Raw genomic sequence first — 23,181 nt, forward strand, 5'->3', positions numbered from 1 at the left:
CGCCGCGGCGGCGGATGCGAGCGCCGCGGCGGCCGAGGCCCGCGCCGCGCGCGTGGCGCTGGAACAGGCTCAGGCCGATACGCCGCAGCGCGCCTCGGGCCCGCCCGGCCTCGCGCCACCCGACCCGATGGGCCGGGCCTTCGCGACGGAGGAGGCGCTGCGCTCGGACCTGCCGGGCATCGCCTTCCGTGTGCCGGGCACCGACACGCAGGTCCGGCTCTATGGTTTCGCCAAGCTGACCGCCGCCTACGACCTTGGCCCGCGCAACCAGACCGATGCGCCGGCGCCGCAATCCATCCCGCTGACGGGCAGTGCCGCCGACCGCCAGGGCGGCGATTTCGGCATGACCGCACGCTTCAGCCGCTTCGGCTTCGACACGCGCACGCTGACATCCTGGGGCACGCTGGAGACGCGGCTCGAGGGCGATTTCGGCGGCGGCGCGCCGACCTCCTCCAATGCCGTGTTCCGCCTGCGCCAGGCCTGGGCGGAACTCGGCGACGAGCGCCTGCGCGTGCTGATCGGCCAGGCGAACAGCCTGTGGAACGAAGGCGTCTTCGAGACGCTGATCGACGCGACGAACCTCAACCAGTCCTTCGTGCGACAGGCGCAGATCCGCCTGACCGGGCGGCTCGCGGAAGGCCTGACCGGCCAGGTTTCGATCGAGGCGCCTGAGACGGCCTTCACCTCGACCCTCGGCGTCTTCAGCCCGGGGGCGTCCCTGCAGGGTGGCGCGAGCCCGGCGGTCAGTTCCGTCCCCGACCTGCTCGCCCGGCTGACCTGGCGGCAGGATGGCGTGGAACTCGGCCTGCGCGGCATCCTCCGCCAGATCGAGATCCGCACCGACGGCACCGCGGCGCCGGTCGCGGTGTCCGAGACCGCGCCGGGCTGGGGTGTCGCCGGCCATGTCCGCATCCCGCTGCGGCTGCTGTGGGAGGCGCTCGGCCAGGACGAGATCGCCGCCATGGCCTTCTATGGCGACGGGATCGGGCGCTACTTCGCGGGGCAGACGTCCGGGCAGGACGCGCTGACCGACCTCGGCCTGCCGGGCGTGACCACGCCAGGGCTCGACACCATCCCGTCCTATGGCGCGACGCTCGCCTATCGCCGGTTCTGGGCGACGACGCTGCGCAGCACCTTCTCCTACGCCTATGCGCGAAACGACTACCCGTCCTATGCGCTGGCCTTCACGCCGGGCTCGGCCTCCGCGCTGTCGCTGAACCGGGAGACGCAGCAGGTCTTCGCCAACCTGATCTGGAGCCCCTTCGCGGAGATCCGCAACGGGAGCTTCGGCAGCGGCTGGCTCGATGTCGGGCTGGAATACGTGTTCACGCGGCGCGATCTTTACGGGGGCGCATCGGCGGCCGGGTCGGCCGGCACCGGGCACGGCATCGCCAACCGCTTCCTGTTCGCCGCGGTGGTGCGGTTCTGACGCATCCGCGGTTCCAGGCGTCACATACCCTCGCCTAGACTGCCGCCGCGCGGCCGCACCGGCGCGCGGGACAGCAAGCCGGAAGGATGGCCCTGATGCGGCGCCACGTCGGAACATGTCGGCGGGCCTTGGTGGCCCTGCTCGTCGTCGTGCTGGGGGGCTGCGCGAACATCAGCCGGCTCGACGCGCCGCCGCCGCCGACCATCGAATCGATCCCGATCCTCGGCGTGTCGAATGCGCGCTTCTGGGTCGATGCGAATCCCGACGCGCTGGTGGCGGAGTGGCAGGAGATGCATCGGCGCCAGCTGGCCGCCGCGCCGCGCGGCCGCCTGCCGCCGGCCCATTTCCTCGCGCTGTCCGGCGGCGGCGACAACGGCGCCTTCGGCGCGGGGCTGATGACCGGATGGACGCAATCCGGCCGGCGGCCGAGCTTCGACCTGGTGACCGGCATCTCCGCCGGCGCGCTCATCGCGCCCTTCGCCTTCCTGGGTCCGGACTACGATCCGCAACTGCGGGAGGTCTTCACCGAGGTCGCGCCGTCCGACATCGTCCGGCTGGGCAGCAAGCTGCGCGCGATCCTGTTCGCGGAATCGCTGGGCGACACCTCGCCGCTCTACAAGCTGATCGAGCGCCACGTGAATGCCGAGCTGATGGCCGCGATCGCGCGCGAATACGGCCGCGGGCGCCTGCTGCTGATCGGCACAACGAATCTCGACCTCGGCCGCCCGGTCTTCTGGAACATCGGGGCGATCGCCGCGAGCGGGCATCCCGGTTCGCTCGAGCTGTTCCGGCGCATCCTGCTGGCCTCGGCCTCGATCCCCGGCGCCTTCCCGCCGGTGCTGGTCGATGTCGAGCACAACGGCACCCCGCACCAGGAGATGCATGTCGACGGCGGCGCGACGCTGCAGATGTTCCTCTATCCGCCGCTGATCAACCTGCGCGCCGAACAGCAGGGCCGCATGCCGGCGCGGGAGCGCACGGCCTGGGTGGTGCGCAACGGGCGCCTGGATGTCGAATGGGCGAACACCGAGCGGTCCATCATCTCCATCACCGGGCGTGCCGCGTCCTCCCTGCTGCATTTCAGCGCAGTGAACGACATCGTCCGGATCTACCTGACGACGGCGCGCGACGGTGTGGGCTTCCGCCTTGCCTATATCGGGCCCGACTTCCGCACGCCGCGATCCGAGCCCTTCGAGACCGCCTATATGCGCGCGCTCTTCGCGTATGGGGAGGCGCAGGGCCGCGAGGGCGATCGCTGGCGGACCGGCCTGCGCCCCATCGGATCGATCGAACCGACGACCGCGCCGCCCCGGTGACGGCGCCGGCGGGACGCACCGTCAAGCCGCGGCATGGGATGCCAAGGCGGCGCGCCCGCTTTCCGGACTAGGGTCGAGCAAGGGCCGCGCCATCCGCCATGGCCACGCGCCCGCCAGGAGGAAACGCGATGGATCCGCTCGACGCCGTGCTCGCGCAGGTGGACGCAAATGCCGAGGCCGCGCTCGAGCGTCTTCTCGCGCTGCTCCGGATCCGCTCGATCTCGACCGACCCGGCCTTCGCCGCCGAATGCCGCGCCTGCGCCGAATGGCACGCGGCGGACCTGGCCTCGATCGGCTTCACCGCCGAGTCACGGCCGACGCCGGGCCATCCCATCGTGGTCGCGCATCATCGCGCCGGCGAAGGGCCCTCGGCATTGTTCTACGGCCATTACGACGTGCAGCCGGTCGATCCCGTGGAGCTTTGGGAACACGACCCGTTCGAGCCGCGCGTCGAGACGCGCCCGGACGGCACCAGGGTGATCCGCGGCCGCGGCGCGGCGGACGACAAGGGCCAGCTGATGACCTTCGTCGAGGCCTGCCGCGCCTGGAAGCAGGTGACGGGCAGCCTGCCCATCCCCGTCACGATCCTGCTGGAGGGAGAGGAGGAATCGGGCGGCGTCAACCTGCCCGGCTTCCTTCAGGCGCATGCCGACGAGCTGCGCGCCGACATCGGCCTGATCTGCGACACCAACATGTGGGACGCGGCGACGCCCGCTATCACGACGATGCTCCGCGGGCTGGTGGGGGAGGAGTTCACCATCACCGCCGCCGACCGCGACCTGCATTCGGGCTTCTACGGATCGGCCGCGACCAATCCGAACCACGTCGTCGCGCGCATCCTGGCCGACCTGCGAGACGCCGATGGCCGCGTGACGCTGCCCGGCTTCTACGACGGCGTGCCGGAACTCGACCCGGCGCTGAAGGCGCAGTGGGATGCGCTGCCCTTCGACCCGAAGGCCTTCCTCGGCACGGTGGGGCTTTCCGTGCCCGCGGGCGAAAAGGGCCGCAGCGTGCTGGAGATGACCTGGTCGCGCCCGACCTGCGAGGTCAACGGCATGGGCGGCGGATACCAGGGCGATGGCTTCAAGACCGTCATCCCGTCGAAGGCATCGGCGAAGATCTCCTTCCGCCTGGTCTTCGACCAGGACCCGCACAAGGTGCGGGAGGCGTTCCGCACCTTCGTCCGCGCCCGCGTGCCGGCGGACTGCACGGTGGAGTTCCTCGAGCACGGCGCCGGGCGCGCCATCCGCTTCCCGATCGAGGCACCCGCCTTCCAGAAGGCGCGCCAGGCGCTGACCGACGAATGGGGGAAGGAAGCCTTCTTCATCGGCGGCGGCGGGTCCATCCCCGTCACGCACATGCTCAAGACATCGCTCGGCATGGACGTGATCCTCGCCGGCTTCGGGCTGGAGGACGACCGCATCCACAGCCCGAACGAGAAGTACGACCTGACCTGCTTCCTCAAGGGCATGCGGTCCTGGGTGCGCGTGCTGCACGCGCTGGCGCGCTGAGGCCGCGGCCATGAGCGACGCCGCCGAAGCGCCCAAGACCGCGATGCAGAAGCTGCTCGACATGGTCGAGAGGGTGGGCAACCGCGTCCCCCACCCGGTGATGATCTTCGTCTACCTGATCGGGATCATCATCGTGCTGTCGACGCTGCTGTCGGTGTTCGGCGCGAAGGTCAGCTACCAGGCCTACAACCCCGCCACCGGCAACATCGAGCCCGCCGTCACCGAGGCGCGGAGCCTTCTGACCATCGAGGGCATCCGCTTCATGTACACCGGCGTGGTGGCCAACTTCATGAGCTTCACCGCGGTGGGCGTGATCATCATCGCGATGGTCGGCGTCGGCGTGGCGGAAGAATCCGGCCTGGTGAAGGTGCTGATCCGCAAGCTGGTGATCGTGGCGCCCCGCTGGGCGCTGTGCTGGATCCTGACCTTCGTGGGCATCATCTCCTCGATCGCGGCGGATGCCGGCTACCTGGTGCTGATTCCGCTCGCGGCGGCTGCCTTCCTGTCCGTCGGGCGGCATCCGCTGGCCGGGCTCGCGGTGGGCTTCGCTTCCGTCGCGGCGGCCTTCCTGGTGAACATCCTGATCGTGCCGGTGGACGGCATCCTGACCGAGATCACCAACGACGCCATCCGCCTCGTGGACCCGACCAGGTCGATCGACCTGGCGGCGAATGTCTGGTTCTCGATCGGTTCGGTGGTGCTGCTCACCGTCCTGATCGTCGTCGTGACGGAGCGCGTGATCGAGCCGCGCCTCGGCGCCTACACGGGCGACTACCAGGTGCCTGGCGAGAACGTGCTGAGCGAGGCGGAGTATCGCGGCCTGCGCTACGCCGGCTACGGGCTGCTCGCCGCCCTCGCCTTCGTGGCGTTGCTGCTGCTGCCGCCGGGTGCGCCGCTCCGCCACCCCACGACGGGCGCGATGATCAGCAACTCGCCCTTCATGAACAGCCTGATCGTGACGATCGCGCTGGTCTTCCTGGTCGCGGGGGCGGCCTATGGGCGCGGTGCCGGCACCATGAAGAACTCCGCCGACATCATCGCGGCGATGCAGAAGGCGATCGGCGGCCTGGGCGGGCTGATCCTGCTGCTGCTGGTGATCAGCCAGTTCATCGCCTTCTTCAACTACACCAACATGGCGACGCTGGCGGCGGTCTCGGCGGCCCGCATCCTCGAGGCGCTGAACCTGCCCTCGATCGCGCTGATCATCGGCTTCGTGATCGCCGTCATGGGCATCGACCTGATCATCACCGCGGCGATCGCCAAATGGGCGATCTTCGCGCCGGTCTTCGTGCCGCTGCTGATGCAGCTCGGCGTCGAGCCGGAGGTGGTGCTTGCGGCCTATCGCGTGGGCGACAGCCCCATGAACGCGATCACGCCGCTCAACGCCTATTTCGCGATGATCGTCACCTTCGCGATCAAGTACCAGAAGGAAGCCGGCGTCGGCACGGTGATCGCGCTGATGCTGCCCTATGTGATCTGGATCTCCTTGATCTGGACCATCTTTCTGGCGGGCTGGTACCTGCTCGGCATCCCGTGGGGGCTGTGATGTGTGCCCGCGCCGGCCCGGCGCCCGGATGGCGGGAGGATGACGCCCTTGAGGATCACGCGACGGAGCGCCGTGCCCGCCCTGCTGCTGCTCGCCGCCGCGCCGGCGGCGGCGCAGAATCGCGGCCGGCCGGATCCGAACCCGGATGGCTCGATCGAGATCGAGCAGGTGCGCGTCGGCGCGCTGGCGCTCGGCGCCTCGGTCGGCGGCGGGCGGCTGCGCTTCGGGGGGGAGGAGCACCGCTTCAACCTGCGCGGCATCGAGTTCGGCAGCCTCGGCGTCTCGACCCTCTCCGCGCGGGGGGAGGTGTTCAACCTGCGCCGGCTCGAGGATTTCGCGGGCCGCTATACCGAACGCACCGCCCCGCGCGCGCCCGGCAGCCCATCGGGGCCGGAGACGCGCTTCCTGCGCAACGCCGCCGGTGTGGAACTGCGCCTGCGGACCGAGCGTGCCGGCGGCCAGTGGCGGATCGGCGAAGCGGGCGTCACCATCGAGCTGCGCTGACGCGGCGCGGGCCGGCCGTGTCATGATCGACGGCTTCCTCGTCGCCAAGCTGCTCTCCTTCTGGCTGTTCGGCTTCTCGACGCTGATCAGCATCATCAACCCCTTCGGCATCGCCTTCGTCTTCCACGACATGACGCGGTGGCTGACGGCGCGGGAAAGGGCGCGCCTGGCCCGCCGCATCGCGATCAACGCCTTCATCGTGCTGCTGGTCGCGCTGTTCCTCGGCTCCCGCGTCCTGTCCTTCTTCGGCATATCGCTCGAGGCGCTGCGGATCGGCGGCGGGCTCGCCGTCGCCGCCTCCGGCTGGACCATGCTGCGCGCCGCGCCCGAGGCTTCGAAGGGACCGGAGGCGATGGACACCGCGCCGATCGAGCGCATGGCCTTCTTTCCCCTCACGCTGCCGCTGACGACGGGGCCGGGCTCGATCGCCGCCTCGATCGCGCTGGGCGCGGAGCGCAGCACGGAAGCCCAGGGCGTGCTGCTGGTCAGTGCCATCTCCTCGGTGCTGATCGCGCTGTCCGTCGCGGTCTGCGTCTGGGCCGCCTATGCCCAGTCGGCCGCGATCGCGCGACGAATCGGGCCCCAGGGCACGCTCGTCGCGACCAAGCTGACCGCCTTCCTGCTGCTGTGCATCGGCGTGCAGATAATCCTGACCGGGGTGACGGATGCGTTGCGCCCGCTCCTGGCGGTGCGGGGATGAGGATGCGCCGCGAACCACGAGGACGCCCATGACCAACGACCTGATCCTCGTCCTGGCCCTGCTCGGCGCGGCGATCGCCATGTTCATCGCCAACCGCCCGCGCATGGACGTGGTCGGGCTGCTGATGATCGTCCTGCTGCCCTTCACCGGGGTGATCACGATCAACGAGGCGCTGGCCGGCTTCGCCGACCCCGTCGTCGTGCTGCTCGCCGCCCTGTTCATCGTCGGCGATTCGCTGGTGCGGACCGGCGCGGCGCAGCGGGTGGGGGACATGCTGAGCGCGCGCTCGGGCGGCAGCCCGACGCGGCTGATGATCCTGCTGATGGTCGCCGCGGCCGGCCTCGGCGCCTTCATGAGCTCGACCGCGGTGGTCGCGATCTTCATTCCCATCGCGCTGCGCATCTGCCGGTCGATGGACGTCGCGCCGTCGCAGCTGATGATGCCGCTGTCCGTCGCCGCGCTGATCAGCGGCATGATGACGCTGGTCGCGACGGCGCCGAACCTCGTCGTCAGCGCTGAACTGGTGCGCCAGGGGCACCAGGGCTTCGCCTTCTTCGCCTTCACCCCCTTCGGCGTGCCGATCCTTGTCCTGGCGATCGGATACATGCTGTTCGCGCGCCGCTTCCTGCCCGACCGGCGCCCGCCCCAGGCGGGTGGCCGCCAGGCGCCGAGCCTCGCGGAATGGGTCGAGCGCTACAGCCTCGAGGGCCGGATCTATCGCGTGCGTGTGCTGGCTGGCTCGAACCTCGTTGGGCGGCCGCGCGAGGAGCTCGACCTGCGCCCCGAGGGCGTCAACCTGCTCGCCATCGAACGGCGGCGCTCGCTCGGCACCGCGATCCTGCGGCCCGCGCCCGCCGTCGAGCTGCAGGTCGGGGATGTCCTGCTGATCGACGTCCGCGCGCCGGCGCCGCGGTTGGAGGAACTGCGCGCGATCCATGGCGTCGAGGTGCTGCCGCTCGAAGGCGGCGTCTTCTCCGCCATCCCGTCGCAGGAGATCGGGATGGTCGAGGTGCTGGTGCCGCCCGAATCGCCGCTGATCGGCCAGACGGTGCTGGATGTCCGGATGCGCGGCGAATTCGGTCTGACCGTCATCGGCCTGCGCCACGGCAGCCGCGTGGTCGGGCCGGAGTTGCTGGAGGAACGGCTGAAGGCCGGCGACACGCTGCTGCTGACCGGCTTCTGGTCCGACATCCGGCGCCTCGGCGCCGAGGATCACGAGCTGGTCGTGCTGAACCTGCCGGCCGAGCATGCGGAGATCCTGCCCGCCGCCGGCCGCGCGGCCTTCGCGACGGGGATCCTCGGGCTGTTCGTCGTCGTCATCGTCGCGGGTTGGCTGCCGACGGTGCATGCGGCGCTGATCGCCTGCCTGCTGCTCGGGCTGACGCGCTGCATCGACCTCAAGAGCGCCTATGGCGCGATCTCGTGGAAAAGCCTCGTGCTCATCGTGGGCATGCTGCCCTTCGCCATCGCGCTGCAGCGGACGGGCGGCGTGGAACTCGCGGCCGATGTCGTGGTGGCCTTCGCGGGGGAGGCCTCGCCGCGCGTCCTGCTCGGGCTGATCTTCGCCATCACCGCGCTGCTGAGCCTGTTCATCTCCAACACCGCGACGGCCGTGCTGATGGCGCCGGTGGCCGTCGCCGTCGCCGGCGAGATCGGCGCCTCCCCGCAGCCCTTCGCGATGATGGTGGCGCTTGCGGCTTCGGCCGCCTTCGTCACGCCAGTCTCCTCGCCGGTGAACACGCTGGTCGTCGGTCCCGGCAACTACAGCTTCTTCGATTTCGTGAAGATCGGCCTGCCATTCACGATCGTGGTGCTGCTGGTCTCCGTCGCCATCGTCCCGTTCGTCCTGCCGCCGTAAGGCGGGTCGATCCGCGGCGCGGCGCCGGCGCGCGCGGCCGGCCCTCGCACGCCGTGCATCACTCGGGCGTCACCCGCTGGACGGACACGCCGGCGCCGGCCTCCGTCTCCAGCGCGGCGAGAAGCGCGGCGAGCATATCGCCGGCCGCTTCTTCGAAGCCGAAGGGCGGGTTCACCACCAGCAACCCGCTGCCGTTCAGCCGACGCGGATCGGTGGGCTCGCGCAGCCACAGCTCGGCCGCGACCACGTCCCGCACCGCGGAGGCGCGCAGCGCGTCGTGGAAGTCGCGTACCGGGGCGCGATGCTTCACGGGATACCAGGCGGCGACGATGGCGGCGCGGAAGCGCCGGTTCACCTCGGTGATCGCCGCTGCGAGGCGCGCGAACTCGTCCTCCTTCTCGAAGGGCGGGTCCAGCAGCACCAGGCCGCGCCGCTCGGGGAAGGGGGTCAGGGCGCGGATCGCTTCCCACGCGTCGCGGCGATGCACCGCCACCTGGCGGTCGCGTGCGAACAGCGTCCGCAGTGCGGCATGGTCCTCGGGGTGCAGCTCGCAGCAGGCGAGTCGGTCATGGTCGCGCAGCACGCCGCGGATCAGCGACGGAGATCCCGGGTAGCGCGCCGGGAAGCCCTGCGCGCGCAGCGCGTCGACATAGGGCGCGAGCGGACCGTCCCGCACATCCGCCAGCCGCAGGGCGCCCTTCGCCGCTTCGCCGGTGCGCTGGGCCTCGGTCGCGCCGAGGTCGTAGATGCCCCGCCCGGCATGGGTGTCCAGCACCGCGAAGGGCGCCGGCTTGCGCGCCAGCGCGCCGAGCAGCCACACCAGAAGGACATGCTTGAGGCAGTCCGCATGGTTCCCGGCGTGGAAGGCGTGGCGGTAGTTCATCGTGGCGCGGTCATGGCGCGATGCGGGGCGTCGCGCAATGGCGCGCTGGACGGCGGGTGCAATGGCGCGCTGGACGGCGGGTGCAATGGCGCGCTGGATGCCGGGCGCAATGGCGAGCGGCGCCGCTCAGTAGTGCGCCACCTCCACCAGCAGGCAGCCGCCGGGGCTGGCCAGCGTCGCGCGCCGCGCGCCATGCGCGATCGTCAGCGCGGCCGGCGCGTGCAGCGGCGCGGGATGCCCGTCGATCGACACCTCCCCCCGCAGCAGCAGGTATTCCTGCCAGTAGTCGCCCTCCGATGGCGGTGCCTCGGGCAGGGTGCCGCCCGGCGGCAGGCGCAGCATCTGCACCCGCGCGCCGCGGCCCGTGGTGGGGTCGAGCGAATTGGCCAGGATGCGCACGGCCACGCCCTCCGGTGCGCCGGGCAGGTGGAACCAGCCCTCGCCATCCTCGAACTGATGCACTTCCCCGGCGGTGACGCGCATGCGGGTTCCTCCCTTGGACAGGAGTCATCCTGCGACGCGACCCGGCGCGCGTCCCTGCGCCGGATCAAGCCGGCACGGCGAGGTTGAGCCGCCGCGCCGCGGGCGCGACGGTGACGCGGCGGCCCCAGCCGAAGGCCAGCCGGTCCGTCTCGATGCCGTCGGCGAAGATCGTGCCGCCCTCGTCCATCTCGGACGTCACGGTCAGCGGCGCGTCCTCCACCAGGCCGGCGACCAGGTCCGCCCCGGTCGCCGGCCCCGGCCAGGCTTCCCGCACCAGGAAGCCGAGCCGCGGCGCGGTCGGCGGCAGGTCGAGCCGCCGGCCCGTCGCGCGCTGGATCGAGGCCGCCCAGCCCGTCGCCCCCGTGCCCGTCGCGACGATCAGGCCGGAGGAGGATTGCCTCTCCCGCGCACCGTTCGCCATCAGCGTGTACCGCGCCGATTGGTGGCTGCGATGGCCGATGAAGACCTCGTTCAGCGCGAGCAGGCCCTCCCCGTCGTCGAGCCGCGCCTCGGCCATGGTGCGCGGTTCGAGAGCGATGCTGCCGGCGGCGGCCTCGGCGATCGCTTCCTCCGCCTCCGCGACGCGGAAGCGCACCAGCACCCCGGCGTTGCGGCCGGGCGCGGGGTCGATGCCGATCACGGTCTGGCCATCGAGGTACTTCGCGACGTTGGCGACGAGCCCGTCCGGGCCGAGGGTGAGCACGATATCCTCCGGCCCGAAGACGAAGCGCTCGAGCTCGCCGCGCATCAGCACCGCCTGTCGCCAGTCCGGCGGGATGGCGGCGCGGACGCGGCGCAGGGCCTCGGTGAAGTCGCGATGCGCCGCCTCCACTTCGCTCAGGTCGATCCCCCGCCGCTCCAGCACGAAGCGGGCGGAGGCGAGGGTCGCATGGGTGGCGCGGACACGGTCGAGCTCCGTCTCCCGCCGCACCAGCACCACCCGGGGGGCGAGGATCGCCATGGCCGTCAGGCCCCCTTCCGGGGCGCCGCGAGCGCGGCGCCGAAGGCATCGCCCAACTGCGCGACGATATCCGGGCCGAGATTGAGCGTGCCGATCTTGGCGGACGCCATGCCATGCCGCAGCGCTTCCGCGATGACGACGATGTCCGGCATGGACCGGGCGATCTCGGCGCGGGCGCGTTCCGCCTCCAGCCTGGCGCCGTCGATGGCGCGGGTCGCGGCGGCCTCGGCATCGGCGGCGACGCCGCGGGCCTGCGCGGCGGCGGTCGCGCCGATGGCCTGGGTCTCGCTCGCCGATTCGGCGGCGATGCGCGCGGCCTCGGCCTCGGCTTCGGACCTCGCGCGGGCATTGTCGCGTTCGCGGGCGATCAGCGCGGCGCGCTCCTCCTCCAGCCGGATGCGGGCGCGGGTCTCGTTCTGCGCGATCGCGGCCTCCTTCTCCACCGCCGCGGCGCGGCGGGCGAAGGTGGCTTCGTCCGCGCCCTGCTGCAGGCGTTCGAGCGTCGGCTGGCGCAGCGCGCGCACCAGTTCGGGGGAGGGCGAGAGGTCGGACAGCCGCACGCCGGCGAGGGCCACGCCGATCTCCTCGAACTGCCGGGTCGCGGCGAGCGCGGCCTCGACCGCCTGTTGCAGCGCGCCGATGCCGTCCGCGAGCAGCGTGGCGACGTCGCGCGCGCCGACATGGCGCTCGACCGCCGCCTTCACCAGGCCATCGATGAGCGCGCCGACCTGGGCCACAGGCTCCGCATTCGGGAAGCCGGTGCGCGGGTCGACCGAGAAGTCGAGCCTTTCGCCGAGCAGCAGCGGGTCGGCGGCGCGCCAGGTGACGACGCCCTGGGCGGTGACGGCCTGGAAGTCCCGCGTGACGGCGCTGACGGCGACGACGTTGTCGCGGTCATCGGCCGGCACCTCGACGAGGGAGGTGCCGCCGGCGGTGAGGAACCAGGCGGACAGGCCACGCCCCGAGCGGACGAGGCGGCCGTTGCGGTGGATGGCGAGGAAGGCGGAGGCCTCGGCGCGGGCGTGGGTCCAGGGACCGAGGCGGCGGATGGTGGTCATGGTGGCCTCCTTTCGGGCCGGTGCGGGCGAGGGGCCCGCTGGGGTGCTGCCTTCATACGCTTGCAATTCACAAAATGCAATTTGTAAATTGCATAACGCGCCTTGCAAGTCGGCGCCCGCCCGCCCCATCCTCCGTCCCATGGCCGGCCAGGAAAAACGCCCCATCGTCACCGTGGACACCGTGCTGTTCACGCTGCGCGACGGCCGCCTCGCCACGCTTCTCCAGCGCCGGGACAAGCCGCCCCATGCCGGCAGCCTGGCCCTGGTCGGGGGCTATGTCCGGCCGGAGGAAGACGCCTCCACCACCGATGCAGCCGCGCGCATCCTGGCCCAGAAGGCGGGGCTCGCGGGCCTGTTCCTCGAACAGCTCGCGACCTTCTCCGGGCCCGTCCGAGACCCCCGCGGCTGGTCGCTGTCCGTCGCCCACTATGCGCTGGTGCCGGAAGCAGCCCTCGCCGCCGCGCACGACCTCGACGCCTTCCCGGTCGACGACCCGCCGCCCCTGCCCTTCGACCACGGCGCCATCCTCGCCGCCGCACTCGCCCGCATCCGCAACAAGGGCGCGTGGTCGAGCCTGCCCGCCCTGCTGCTGCCGGAGACCTTCACCCTCCCCGACCTCAAGGCGGTCTACGAGGCGGTGATGGACGAACGCCTCAACGACAGTGCCTTCCGCCGCAAGATCACGGAACTCCGCCTGATCGAGGAAGTGCCCGACGCACGCAGCCCCGCCACCGCGGAACGCCGCCGCCCGGCGCAGCTCTACCGCCTGGCCCGCAGGGCGCTGGTGGCGTTCGACCGGGTGATCTGACGGGGACGCGCGCGAGGGGACGCCGCCCCCTCGCGCTCCCCCGCCGAGGGCCGAAAGGCCCTCGGAACCCAAGTGATTCAATCGGGGATGGCGGGGAGGGGGCTCGCAGGTGCGCCTTTCGCCAAGGCGCCCAACCGCCGCCTCCCCGCCAGCCCCGATCAGGTCCTGGCTTCCAAAGGCCTTTCGGCCTTTGGCGGGGTGAGGTGCGGAGAGGGGCAGCGCCCCTCTCTGCGGCGCCCCATCAAACCCCGGCCAACTCCGCCAGCGGCCAGCGCGGCCTGGGGTTGTGGTCGAGCGGGTCGCTCAGCCCCGCGTGCAGGCGTTCGATGCCGGCCCAGGCCACCATCGCCGCGTTGTCCGTGCAGTAGCGCAGGGGTGGCGCCAGCATCGGCACGCCCGCCATGCCGGCGACGCCGGCGAGTGCCGCGCGCACCGCCTGGTTCGCCGCGACGCCCCCGGCGACCACGACGGCGCTCGCCTCGGGCAGCATGAGGAGCGCGTTGCGCGCCCGGTCCGCCAGCACCGCGGCGACGGCGGCCTGGAAGGACGCCGCGACATCCGGATGCGCCGCGCCCTGCGCCACCGCCCGCGCCACCGCGGTCTTGAGCCCGCTGAAGGAGAAGTCGCAGCCCGGCCGCCCCAGCAGCGGCCGCGGCAGCGGCACCGCCCGCGCGTCGCCGCCGGCGGCCAGCCGCTCAAGATGCGGTCCGCCCGGCCAGGGCAGGCCCATCAGCTTCGCCGCCTTGTCGAAGGCTTCCCCCACCGCGTCGTCCAGCGTGCTGCCGAGCCTCCGGTAGCGACCGAGCCCTTCCACCGCGACGCATTGGCAATGCCCGCCCGAGACGAGCAGCAGCAGGTAGGGAAACGCGGGCGCGCCTTCGGGCAGCAGGCCCGGCAGGCGCGCGGTCAGCGCGTGCGCCTCCAGGTGGTTCACCGCGACGAAGGGCAGGCCGCGGGCGATCGCGACACCCTTGCCGAAGCAGGCGCCGACGATCAGCCCGCCGATCAGCCCGGGCCCCGACGTGGCGGCGACGGCGCCAAGATCGCCGAAGCCCAGCCCCGCGCGCGCCAGCACCCGTTCGGCAAGCCCCGGCAGGGCGGCGAGATGCGCGCGCGCGGCGATCTCCGGCACCACGCCGCCGAAGGCCGCGTGTTCCCGTTCCTGGCTCAGCACCCCCTCGGCCAGGATGCGTCCGTCGGGCGCGAGCACGGCGGCCGCCGTCTCGTCGCAGCTGCTCTCGAGCCCGAGCACCGGCCGATCCAGGGGAAAGCCACCTTCCGCGCGCATGGGCGGGGTTCTATGACGACAGCATGTCCCTTGCACACCCCGCCGCCGTGCCGAAGCATCGCCGCGCCCTGCCGCTGCGCGTCGGCACCCGCGCCTCGCCGCTCGCGCTCTGGCAGACGCGGGACTTCCTCGACCGCGTCACGCGCTTCTGCCCGGTGCTGCGCGACGCGAAGGCGTTCGAGGAACACCAGCTCATGACCTCCGGCGACCTCATCCAGGATCGCCGCCTGGCCGAGATCGGCGGCAAGGGGCTCTTCGCGAAGGAGATCCACGAGGCGCTGCTCGACCGCCGTATCGACTTCGCGGTGCATTCGCTCAAGGACCTCGAGACCGAGATGCCGCCCGGCATCGTGCTCGCCTGCACGCTGAAGAGGGAGGACGCGCGCGACGCGTTGCTGCCGGGGCCCGCCCTGCCCGCCTGCGACCCGGCGAACCCCTTCGCGGCGCTGCCGAAGGGGGCGGTCATCGGCACCTCCTCCGTCCGGCGCCAGTCGCAGCTGCTCCATGCGCGCCCGGACCTGCAGGTCACCATGTTCCGCGGCAACGTCCAGACCCGGCTGCGCAAGCTGGCGGAAGGGGAAGCCGCGGCGACGCTGCTCGCCCTGGCCGGATTGCGGCGGCTGGGGCTCGAGCCCGAGGGCAGCGTCGCCATCGACCCGGAGGCGATGGTCCCCGCCGCCGGCCAGGGCATCGTCGGCGTCACGGTGCGGGCGGACGACACCGAGCTGCACGAACTGCTCTCCGGCATCGAGGACCCCGAGGCGCGCGCCGTCTCCTCCGCCGAACGCGGGCTGCTCGCGGCGCTCGACGGGTCCTGCCGCACGCCGATCGGCGGGCATGCGCGGCTGCTGCCGGATGGCACGGTCCGGCTGACGGGCCTCGTCGCCCGCGCGGACGGGTCCTTCCTGCTGAAGCGGGTCGCGGAAGGCGCGGCGAGCGACGCGGCGCGGCTGGGGGATGAACTCGGGCGGGCGCTGCGGCGGGACAGCCCCGCCGATCTCTTTGCGTAGGAGGGCGGGGGAGGGAACTCCCCCGCGCCCCCTCCTTTGTTTGTCCGTCGGCAAGCCTGCTCGAGCGCCGCGGCCGCGACCCAGGGCGACATGATGGGCCGGGGCATCCTCGTCACGAGGCCGGAGCCGGGAGGGGCGGAGACGGCGCGCGCGGTCGCGGCGCTGGGCTGGCATCCGCTGCTCGCGCCGGCCCTGGTCCTGCGCGCGGCACCGGCCCGCGGCCTGCCGAAGGCGCAGGCGATCCTGCTGCCCAGCCGCGCGGCGGCCCGCGCGCTGCCCCCCGGCGAGACGCCGGTGCTCGCCGTCGGCGCCGGCACGGCGGCCGAGGCGCGCGCGCAGGGCTTCTCGCAAGTGACGGCCGCCGAGGGCGACGCGGCGGCGCTCGCCGCCCTGGCCGCGGAACGGCTCGACCCGGCATCCGGGCCGCTGCTGCTCGCGGTCGGGCGCGGCTACAGCATGGACCTCGCGCGGGCGCTCCGCGCGAGGGGTTTCCGCGTCATCCGCCGCATCGCCTACGAGGCCGCGCCGGCAACCGCCCTGCCCGAGGAGGCCCGTGCCGCGCTCGCCGCCGGCACCGTCGCCGCGGCGCTCTTCACATCGCCGCGGGGCGTGCGGATCACCCTCGCGCTGCTGCGCCAGGCCGGCCTGGCGGACGCCGCGCGCGGCATCCGCGCGCTCGCGATCAGCGAGCGCATCGCCGAGGCGCTGCGACCTCTGCCCTGGGCGGGCATCGCCGTGACGGAGCGGCCCGACCCCGCCCTGCTGCCGGCCCTGCTCGGCCCGCCGGGCTGACCGCCGTCGCAGGCGACCGGGCGCGGTCCCGTCGCGCCGAGCACCTCGAATCCCGCCGGCTTCCGGGGATTCGCCGGAAGTTGGCGGATACGGCGACCGTCGATGGAACCTTGGCCGACAGGAACGACCCAGCGCGGGGGGCGCCATCCGCCGCGCGGATTGCTATAGGGCGGCCCATGACCGAGACCCCGACCTCCGCGATCCGTCGCTACCTCGACCCCGCCGCGCTGCCGCTGCTGATCGGCGGAATCGTGCTGGTGCTGGCGGCGGCCTGGCTCTGGGTCACGCCGCGCCCGGTGCCGCCGCCGCATCCCTCGGTCGCCGCGCTGGCCGCGATGGACCAGCGCGTCGCGGCGCTCGCGGCGCTCGACTCGCGGGTTGCCGCCCTGGCCGCGCTCGACTCCCGGGTCTCGGCCCTGGCCGCCATGGAAGCGCGCATCGCGGCGCTGGAAGCGCGGCCCCCGGTCGACCTGGCGCCCATCGAGGGCCGCATCGCCGCCCTGCCGCCGCCGCCCGACCTGCGCCCGCTCGAAGGGCGCGTCGAGGGCGTCGCCGGCCGCGTCGCGGCGGTGGAGGCCCGCGCGGCGGAGGCGCTCGCCCGCCCCATTCCCGACCCGGCCGCCTTTGCCCCGCGCGGCGCGATGGAAAGCCTGACGACGCGCGCCGACCGCCTGTCCGAGCGGCTCGACGCCGTAGCCGCGCGCCAGCAGGCGGCGGATGCCGAGGCGATCCGCCGGACCGAGGACCTCGCGCGCAGCCTCGCCGACCGCCTTGCCGCGGCGGAGCGCGCCGAGGCCGAGCGCATCGCCGCCGCCGGCGTCGCGCTGGAACAGCGGCTGCGCGGCGCTGAAGCCGCGCTTGCCGCGCGCATCGTGGCGCTGGAACAGGCGCAGGCCCGAGTCGCCGCGCTGGAAGCCCGTGCGGCGCGGCTGGCCGCCTTCGATGCGCTGCGCGTGCGGCTCGAGGCCGGCCAGCCGCTCGGCACGGCGCTGGCCGCGATGCCGGAGGCGCCGGCGGCGCTGCTCCGCTACGCCGCCGCCGCCCCGCCGACCGAGGCCGCGCTGCGCCTGGCCTTCGAACCCGCCGCCCGCGCGGCGCTGGCGGCAAGCGAGCCGGCGCGGGAGGGGCAGTCGATGCTCGACCGCGCGGGCGCGCGGCTCTCGGGCCTCGTCACGGTCCGCCGGGGGGAGGAGGTCGTCTGGGGCGACGCCGCCGCCGGGGAGATCGAACGCGCCCGCCGCGCGCTGGAGGCAGGCGACATCGAGGGGGCGCTGGCGCGGCTCGAACGCCTGCCGCCCGCGGCGAAGGAAGCACTGGCCGCCTGGGCCGCGGAGGCCCGCGCGCTGGTCGCCGCGCGCGCGGCGCTCGCCGCCCTGGCGCCGGGCTGAGGCGCGGGCATGGGTCGCGCCCTTCTTCTGCTGGCGGCGCTCGCCGCCATCACCGCCGCCGCCTTCCAGCTCGCCAACACCGGCGGGCGGGTCGAGATCGAGGTCGGCGACACCTGGATCGGGGTGACCTTTCCGGTCGCGGTCACGCTGCTGGCGGTGGGTTTCCTGGCGCTGCACTGGCTGCTGCAGTTCCTGGGCTGGCTTGGCGGCATGCCGGGACGGCGCCGTGCCGCCCGCGCCGCGCGCCGCCGCGTCGAGGGCGACGTGGCGGTGACGCGCGCGCTGGTGGCGCTGGCCGCCGGCACGGCCGAGACCGCGCGCATCGAGGTCCGCCGCGCGCGGGAGATGCTGGGCGACACGCCGCAAACGTTGTTGCTCGCCGCCGAGGCCGAACGCCTCGCCGGGCGGGAGGATGCGGCGACCGTCGCCTTCAAGGCGCTGGCCGGGCGGTCGGATGCGCGCTTCCTCGGCCTGCGCGGCCTGTTGCGCCAGGCGATGCAGCGGGAGGATTGGGCCGCCGCCCAGCGCCTCGCGAAGGAGGCCGAGGCGGTGAACCCCGGCGCGGCCTGGCTGCGGGAGGAACGGCAGGTGCTCGCGCTGCGCACGCGGGACTGGCGGGAGGCGCTGGCGCTGTCCCCGCCCGCCGGGCCGCGCGCCGCGCTGGCGCTCGCCGCATCGGAGCAGGAGGCCGAGCCGGCGCGGGCGGCGGAGCTCGAGAAGCTGGCCTTCACGGCGGATCCCGCCTTCGCGCCGGGCGCGCTGGCGCATGCGAAGCGGCTTGGGGCGGCCGGGAGCGCGCGGCGCGCGCGGGCGGTGCTGGAGCAGGCCTGGCTCGCCGCGCCGCATCCTGACATCGCCGCGGCCTGGCTGGCCGGGACGCCGGAGAAGTTGGCCAAGGTGAAGGCGGCGGAGGACCTGGTCCACCGCAACCCGGACCATGCCGAAAGCCGCCTGCTGATGGCGCGGTTGGCGCTGGAGGCCGGGCTGACCGGCCGGGCGCGCGGCGAACTGGAGGCGCTGCTGGCGGCGGGTTCGGCCGACCGCCGCGCCTACCTGCTGCTCGCGCAGCTGGAGGAGGCCGAGCATGGCGACACCGCCGATGCCCGCGCCGCCCAGGCGAAGTGGCTGCGCGGCGCTGCCAACGCCCAGGGCGCGCCACGCTGGCGCTGCGGCGCCTGCGGCGCGGAGCATAATGGCTGGAAGGCGGAATGCGCCGGCTGCGGCACGGTCGGCCGCATCGCGTGGTCGGCGCCGGCGAAGGGGTAGGCCGGCCTCGGCATCCGCGGATGCGCAACAAGCGGATCGAGGCGCAGCGTCGATCCGAGAGCGCGAAGCGCGACCGCGCCCGGACCATCAGCCGCGCCCGGCGCACCAGGACACGGCGCGCAAGCCAAGCCCGCGCATGCGGGCGCCGGCGACGGAGGCAAACCAGGACTCCTCGCCGGCACCTGAGGCAAGCTAAACGACTCGCTCCGGCATCAGGCTCGCATACACATCGCCGCTGTTCGCTTCATGCGGCAGCGCGGCGATCCATCTCGCCATCGAATCGGCATCGAGCGGCGCGGCGTGCTCGAAGCGCATGCTCTCGCCGAGGCAGGCGTTGAAGGCGCGGTAGCCGAGCGCCGCGAGCAGCGCGAGGCATTCCGCCGCCACGTCGCGCTGGATGGTGGTGAATTCGAAGGACAGCGCGTGCGGCGGGCGCGTCAGGCCACGCAGCACCGCGGCCTCGAAGCCTTCCACGTCGATCTTCACGAAGGCCGGCAGACCGTGGCGCATGGCCAGCGCGTCGAGCGTCGTGACCGGGCGCGCAAGGGTCGCGTCCCAGCGCTGGCCTTCCCAGCCGGCCGCGCCCTCGGCCGCGGCGATGAAGGCGTCGGAGGCTGTTGCAACCGTCGGGTTGGCGGTGTTCAGCCGCAGCACCGCTTCCCCTTCCGCCGCGCCGAGCAGCGCCTGCACCAGCGCGATGCCGGGGTCGTCGCGGAACACGAGGCGCAGCGCGCGGGCCAGGCGCGGCTGCGGTTCCACCGCCACCACCCGCGCGCCGAGGCGGCGGAAGGCGAGCGCCCGGTCGCCCACATGCGCCCCGACATCGAAGGCGAGGTCGCCGGGGGCGAGGAAGCGCGCATAGAAGGCATCGAGCAGCGCCGCGCGGCCCGGCGCGTGGTAGGTCCGCAGCGAGGCGCCGACCGCCTTGGCGAAGCCCGTCATGCCGCCCGCGCCGGCTTGAGGTCGATGAGCGGCGTGCCGTCGACGCAGTCCAGGCCGCGGACCGTGACGGCGTCCTCGGCGACCGCCACCACCTCCACCACCGATGTCGCGATCGGGTTGGGGCGGTTGGGCGAGCGCAGGGCGAAGGTCCCGGCCGGCGCGCGCCCCTTCGGCGCCTGCACGAGCAGGTCCCGCCGCGCGAGGTGCATCCAGTACAGCACTTCCAGCCGGTCGCCGGGCGCGATGCCGCGCAGCGCGGGGCGCCAGGGGGCCTCGACCTCGATCCGGCACTCGGGCCCATCGGGCTGGCCGCGATGGGGGCATTCGGCCCGCGTCGCGAAGGGCGTGCGGATGCGGCCGATGAAGGCCAAGCCGGCGTCCGAGCGGTCGGGGACGCCGCCTTCGACCTCCCCGGGGCGCGTCGCGTGCCAGGCGGCCGCGCTCATGCGAAGACGATCGCCGCGCCGGCTGCGAAGGCCGGCGGCACCATGACGCCCTGGGGCGCTTCCAGCGTCGGGATGCCCGCCAGCACGCGCCGCGCGGCCGCGCCGCCATCGGCGGTGCGCACCACCATGCCCGCCATGTACGGGGAGGCAGGCGGGCTGACGCCGGGCAGCACCGTGGGCAGCGCCGCCTCGGTCAGGATCCGCACGCGGGTTTCGATCACCGGCGCGAAGGGGCCGGCGGCGCGCGCCGCGCCGGGCAAGCGCAGCAGGAAGCCGCCCGCCGGGTCCGGTTCCACGGCAAGGCCCGACAGGCGGGACAGGCGCGCGGCCGTCTCGGCGGGTTCGGCCGCGCAGAGGATCACCTCCTCCAGCGCCTCGGCCTTGTTGGCGTGGTCCATCCAGCGTTCCTGCCACACCAGTTCGGGCGTCAGGTGGCGGATCAGCTGGATGCGGCCCTCGGGCGGGTCGGGGAAGGGCAGGCGGGCGAATTTCGCGATCGGGCCGCCGGCCTCGACCGGGCGTTCCAGCCAGGCGATGCCTGGGATGTCGAGCCCCGCGGCGCGCAGCCGCGCGAGGTTCGCCTCCGGGTCCTCCATCGCCAGCGCGAGGATGTGCATCCCGGTATAGCGCGCGAGGAAGGCGTTGAGCGTGTTGTCGTACAGCGCCGGATCGAGGATCGCGATCAGCTCGATATAGCCGTGCCTGAGGAAGGCGCAGCGATTGCCCGACCCGTATTTCTCCACGGGCAGGTCGGGCCGGCGCCGGCCCGATTGCTGGGCGATGGGCGACAGGGCGAAGCCGAGCCGTTCATAGGCCGCGGCCATGGGACCGAGGTCGCGCGCGGCGACGCCCACATGGTCGATCGCGACGGCGGTGCTCATGCGGGGTTCTCGTATTTGTCGAGCTGCCAGGCGGCGGGCTCGGCCGCGGCCTCGGCGTACCAGCGTTCCATCAGCGGATGCGCGCGGACCGCCGCGACGTAGGCGCGCGAGGTCGCGGAGAGCTCCGGCCCCCAGGTCAGGAAGCGCGTCGCCACCGGCGCGTACATCGCATCCGCCAGGCCGAAGGCGGGCCCGAACAGGAAGGGGCCGCCATGGGCCGACAGCGCCTCGGCCCAGATCGCCTCGATGCGGGCGATGTCCGCCAGGGCTTCGGGCGTGCGGCGCTGGCCGGGGAAGCTGCGGCCGATGTTCATCGGCATGGCCATGCGCAGGCCGCGGAAGCCGGCATGCATCTCGGCGGCGATGGCGCGGGCATGGGCCCGGGCGGGGCGCTGCGCGGGCCAGAGCGCCGGGGCGATCTCAGCGCAGTATTCCGCGATGGCGAGGCTCTCCCACACCCGCGCGCCGTCGTGTTCCAGGTACGGCACGAGCCCGGCCGGCGTGGCCTGCTGCACCGCCGGGGTCACGCCGCCGGCGAGCGGGATCACCACCTCCTCCACCTCGAGTCCGGCGAGGCGCACCGCGAGCCAGCCGCGCAGCGACCAGGACGAATAGCGCTTGGTGCCGATGACGAGCCGTCCGTTGGCCATGCCCGCGCCCTCCTTCCGGCGCGGGCGGAGACTGCCATGCCGGGGCCGCCCGGCGAAGCCCGCTTGCCCGGGGGCGTCCAAGGGTGTTCCTTGCGGGCCTGCCGAGCCCGGAGGCCCCGATGAACGAGATCAGCGTGCCGCGTCCGAATTCCCTGGACGCCTTCTGGATGCCCTTTTCCGACAACAAGTACTTCAAGGGCGACACGTCGCGGCTGCTCGCGCGCGCCGAGGGCATGCACTACTACACGCCCGAGGGCCGGGAGATCCTGGACGGCACGGCGGGGCTGTGGTGCTGCAACGCCGGCCATGGGCGGCGTGAGATCGTCGAGGCGATCCAGAAGCAGGCCGCGATCATGGATTTCGCGCCGACCTTCCAGCTGGGCCACCCGATCGCCTTCGAGGCGGCGGCCCGCGTGGCGGAGCTGGCGCCCGAGGGCATGGACCGCGTCTTCTTCACCAATTCCGGCAGCGAAAGCGCCGACACCGCGCTGAAGATCGCGCTCGCCTACCACAAGGCCCGCGGGGAGAGCAGCCGCGTGCGGCTGATCGGGCGGGAGCGCGGCTATCACGGCGTGGGCTTCGGCGGCATGTCGGTGGGCGGCATCGGGACCAACCGCAAGCAGTTCGGCGCGCTGCTGCCCTATGTGGACCACCTGCCGCACACCCATGGGCTGAAGGAGAACGTCTTCGCGCGGGGCGAGCCGCCGGCGGGCGCGCACCTGGCCGATGCGCTCGAGAACCTGGTGGCGCTGCATGGCGCGGAGACGATCGCGGCCGTGATGGTCGAGCCCGTGGCGGGGTCCACCGGCGTGCTGGTGCCGCCCGTGGGCTACCTCAAGCGGCTGCGCGATATCTGCGACCGGCACGGCATCCTGCTGATCTTCGACGAGGTGATCACCGGCTTCGGGCGCCTGGGCACCAATTTCGGCGCCGAGCGGCTGGGCGTGACGCCGGACATCATGACCATGGCCAAGGGGCTGACCAACGCCGCCGTGCCGATGGGCGCGGTCGCCGTGAAGAACGGCATCTACGACGCGATCGTCGAGGGCACCGCGGCGGGCATCGAGTTCTTCCACGGCTACACCTATTCCGGGCATCCGCTGGCCGCCGCCGCGTCGATCGCGACGCTGGAACTGCACAAGACCGAGGACCTGCCCGGCCGCGCGCGGGCGATCGAGCCCTATTGGCAGGATGCGGTGCACAGCCTGAAGTCCGAGCCGAACGTGATCGACACGCGCGACATCGGGCTGATCGGCGGGATCGAGCTGGCGCCGCGGGCCGGCAAGCCCGGCCAGCGCGCCATGTCCGTGTTCCGCCGCTGCTTCGACGCCGGCGTGCTGGTGCGCGTGACGGGGGACATCGTGGCGCTCTCCCCGCCGCTGATCGTCGAGCGCCCGCATGTCGACCGCATGGTCGGCACGCTGGCCGAGGCGATCCGCGCCGAGGCGGCCTGACGGCCGG

At 73.3% G+C, this 23,181-nt stretch carries 22 protein-coding genes; 13 read left to right on the forward strand and 9 right to left on the reverse strand.

All coding sequences use genetic code 11. From position 1 onward, the window contains the following. The 7 genes from J5Y09_RS00005 to J5Y09_RS00035 all read left to right on the forward strand — a co-directional run. Window positions 1-1,429 (forward strand): DcaP family trimeric outer membrane transporter (locus J5Y09_RS00005; RefSeq protein ID WP_209349665.1); only part of this gene is annotated, 1,429 nt, incomplete at its 5' end. Between the two features lie 131 nt (window positions 1,430-1,560). Next, window positions 1,561-2,745 carry a patatin-like phospholipase family protein gene (locus tag J5Y09_RS00010; RefSeq protein WP_209349666.1) on the forward strand — a complete coding sequence of 395 codons (1,185 nt, stop codon included), beginning with the start codon at window positions 1,561-1,563 and terminating at the stop codon, window positions 2,743-2,745. 128 nt (window positions 2,746-2,873) lie between these two features. Further along, window positions 2,874-4,256, forward strand: a complete 1,383-nt coding sequence (locus J5Y09_RS00015; RefSeq protein WP_209349667.1) for a M20/M25/M40 family metallo-hydrolase — start codon at window positions 2,874-2,876, stop codon at window positions 4,254-4,256. Between the two features lie 10 nt (window positions 4,257-4,266). Beyond that, window positions 4,267-5,802: an AbgT family transporter gene (locus tag J5Y09_RS00020; RefSeq protein ID WP_209349668.1), complete on the forward strand. Its 1,536-nt coding sequence runs from the start codon at window positions 4,267-4,269 to the stop codon at window positions 5,800-5,802. A 48-nt stretch (window positions 5,803-5,850) separates the two neighbouring features. After that, the gene (locus J5Y09_RS00025) at window positions 5,851-6,306 is read left to right on the forward strand and encodes a hypothetical protein (RefSeq protein ID WP_209349669.1); all 456 of its coding nucleotides are present in this window, start codon (window positions 5,851-5,853) and stop codon (window positions 6,304-6,306) included. 22 nt (window positions 6,307-6,328) lie between these two features. Continuing rightward, a complete protein-coding gene (locus tag J5Y09_RS00030; protein ID WP_209349670.1) occupies window positions 6,329-7,006 on the forward strand; it encodes a MarC family protein in 678 nt (225 codons plus the stop codon). 28 nt (window positions 7,007-7,034) lie between these two features. Beyond that, window positions 7,035-8,864 (forward strand): SLC13 family permease, encoded by a 1,830-nt coding sequence (locus J5Y09_RS00035; RefSeq protein WP_209349671.1) that lies wholly within the window; start codon window positions 7,035-7,037, stop codon window positions 8,862-8,864. A 58-nt stretch (window positions 8,865-8,922) separates the two neighbouring features. Here the strand turns inward: J5Y09_RS00035 and J5Y09_RS00040 are convergent, their stop codons facing one another. The 4 genes from J5Y09_RS00040 to J5Y09_RS00055 all read right to left on the reverse strand — a co-directional run bounded on the left by J5Y09_RS00040 (window position 8,923) and on the right by J5Y09_RS00055 (window position 12,249). Beyond that, complete coding sequence (locus J5Y09_RS00040) at window positions 8,923-9,747, reverse strand: 23S rRNA (adenine(2030)-N(6))-methyltransferase RlmJ (RefSeq protein WP_209349672.1); 825 nt, start codon at window positions 9,745-9,747, stop codon at window positions 8,923-8,925. A gap of 126 nt (window positions 9,748-9,873) precedes the next feature. Then, on the reverse strand, window positions 9,874-10,230 hold the full coding sequence (locus J5Y09_RS00045; RefSeq protein ID WP_209349673.1) for a hypothetical protein: 357 nt from the start codon (window positions 10,228-10,230) through the stop codon (window positions 9,874-9,876). Window positions 10,231-10,294: 64 nt separating this feature from the next. Continuing rightward, window positions 10,295-11,191 (reverse strand): diacylglycerol kinase catalytic domain-containing protein, encoded by an 897-nt coding sequence (locus J5Y09_RS00050; protein ID WP_209349674.1) that lies wholly within the window; start codon window positions 11,189-11,191, stop codon window positions 10,295-10,297. 5 nt (window positions 11,192-11,196) lie between these two features. Further along, entirely contained in the window at window positions 11,197-12,249 is a 1,053-nt protein-coding gene (locus tag J5Y09_RS00055) for an SPFH domain-containing protein (RefSeq protein ID WP_209349675.1), read from the reverse strand. A 139-nt stretch (window positions 12,250-12,388) separates the two neighbouring features. On the opposite strand from J5Y09_RS00055, the gene J5Y09_RS00060 reads away from it, so the two are divergent. Then, a complete protein-coding gene (locus J5Y09_RS00060) occupies window positions 12,389-13,057 on the forward strand; it encodes an NUDIX hydrolase (RefSeq protein WP_209349676.1) in 669 nt (222 codons plus the stop codon). Window positions 13,058-13,298: 241 nt separating this feature from the next. On the opposite strand, the gene tsaD is transcribed toward J5Y09_RS00060, so the two are convergent. Continuing rightward, window positions 13,299-14,345, reverse strand: coding sequence for a tRNA (adenosine(37)-N6)-threonylcarbamoyltransferase complex transferase subunit TsaD (gene tsaD, locus J5Y09_RS00065; RefSeq protein WP_209349677.1), 1,047 nt, complete (start codon window positions 14,343-14,345; stop codon window positions 13,299-13,301). Between the two features lie 23 nt (window positions 14,346-14,368). On the opposite strand from tsaD, the gene hemC reads away from it, so the two are divergent. The 4 genes from hemC (at window position 14,369) to J5Y09_RS00085 (ending at window position 18,801) form a co-directional block, all read left to right on the forward strand. After that, entirely contained in the window at window positions 14,369-15,355 is a 987-nt protein-coding gene (hemC, locus tag J5Y09_RS00070) for a hydroxymethylbilane synthase (RefSeq protein ID WP_209349678.1), read from the forward strand. A gap of 90 nt (window positions 15,356-15,445) precedes the next feature. Then, window positions 15,446-16,147 (forward strand): uroporphyrinogen-III synthase, encoded by a 702-nt coding sequence (locus J5Y09_RS00075; RefSeq protein WP_209349679.1) that lies wholly within the window; start codon window positions 15,446-15,448, stop codon window positions 16,145-16,147. Window positions 16,148-16,323: 176 nt separating this feature from the next. Then, window positions 16,324-17,535, forward strand: a complete 1,212-nt coding sequence (locus tag J5Y09_RS00080; protein ID WP_209349680.1) for a hypothetical protein — start codon at window positions 16,324-16,326, stop codon at window positions 17,533-17,535. Window positions 17,536-17,544: 9 nt separating this feature from the next. After that, window positions 17,545-18,801, forward strand: coding sequence for a heme biosynthesis HemY N-terminal domain-containing protein (locus J5Y09_RS00085; RefSeq protein ID WP_209349681.1), 1,257 nt, complete (start codon window positions 17,545-17,547; stop codon window positions 18,799-18,801). 192 nt (window positions 18,802-18,993) lie between these two features. Here J5Y09_RS00085 and J5Y09_RS00090 read toward each other — a convergent pair whose 3' ends face one another. From J5Y09_RS00090 to J5Y09_RS00105, 4 genes are read right to left on the reverse strand one after another with little or no spacing between them, the layout of a single operon-like run. Next, complete coding sequence (locus J5Y09_RS00090) at window positions 18,994-19,743, reverse strand: FkbM family methyltransferase (protein ID WP_209349682.1); 750 nt, start codon at window positions 19,741-19,743, stop codon at window positions 18,994-18,996. Continuing rightward, complete coding sequence (locus J5Y09_RS00095; RefSeq protein WP_209349683.1) at window positions 19,740-20,189, reverse strand: TrmO family methyltransferase domain-containing protein; 450 nt, start codon at window positions 20,187-20,189, stop codon at window positions 19,740-19,742. Before J5Y09_RS00095 ends, J5Y09_RS00090 begins: the two co-directional genes overlap by 4 nt. Then, complete coding sequence (locus J5Y09_RS00100) at window positions 20,186-21,070, reverse strand: VOC family protein (protein ID WP_209349684.1); 885 nt, start codon at window positions 21,068-21,070, stop codon at window positions 20,186-20,188. The genes J5Y09_RS00095 and J5Y09_RS00100 overlap by 4 nt, the downstream gene beginning before the upstream one ends. Then, window positions 21,067-21,720: a glutathione S-transferase family protein gene (locus J5Y09_RS00105; protein ID WP_209349685.1), complete on the reverse strand. Its 654-nt coding sequence runs from the start codon at window positions 21,718-21,720 to the stop codon at window positions 21,067-21,069. The genes J5Y09_RS00100 and J5Y09_RS00105 overlap by 4 nt, the downstream gene beginning before the upstream one ends. Window positions 21,721-21,839: 119 nt before the next feature. Between J5Y09_RS00105 and aptA the strand changes: the two genes are divergently transcribed. Then, on the forward strand, window positions 21,840-23,174 hold the full coding sequence (gene aptA, locus J5Y09_RS00110) for an omega-aminotransferase AptA (RefSeq protein WP_209349686.1): 1,335 nt from the start codon (window positions 21,840-21,842) through the stop codon (window positions 23,172-23,174). The last annotated feature ends 7 nt before the right edge of the window (window positions 23,175-23,181 follow it).

The sequence above is a fragment of the Roseomonas nitratireducens genome, from assembly GCF_017813355.1.
Lineage (GTDB): Bacteria > Pseudomonadota > Alphaproteobacteria > Acetobacterales > Acetobacteraceae > Neoroseomonas > Neoroseomonas nitratireducens.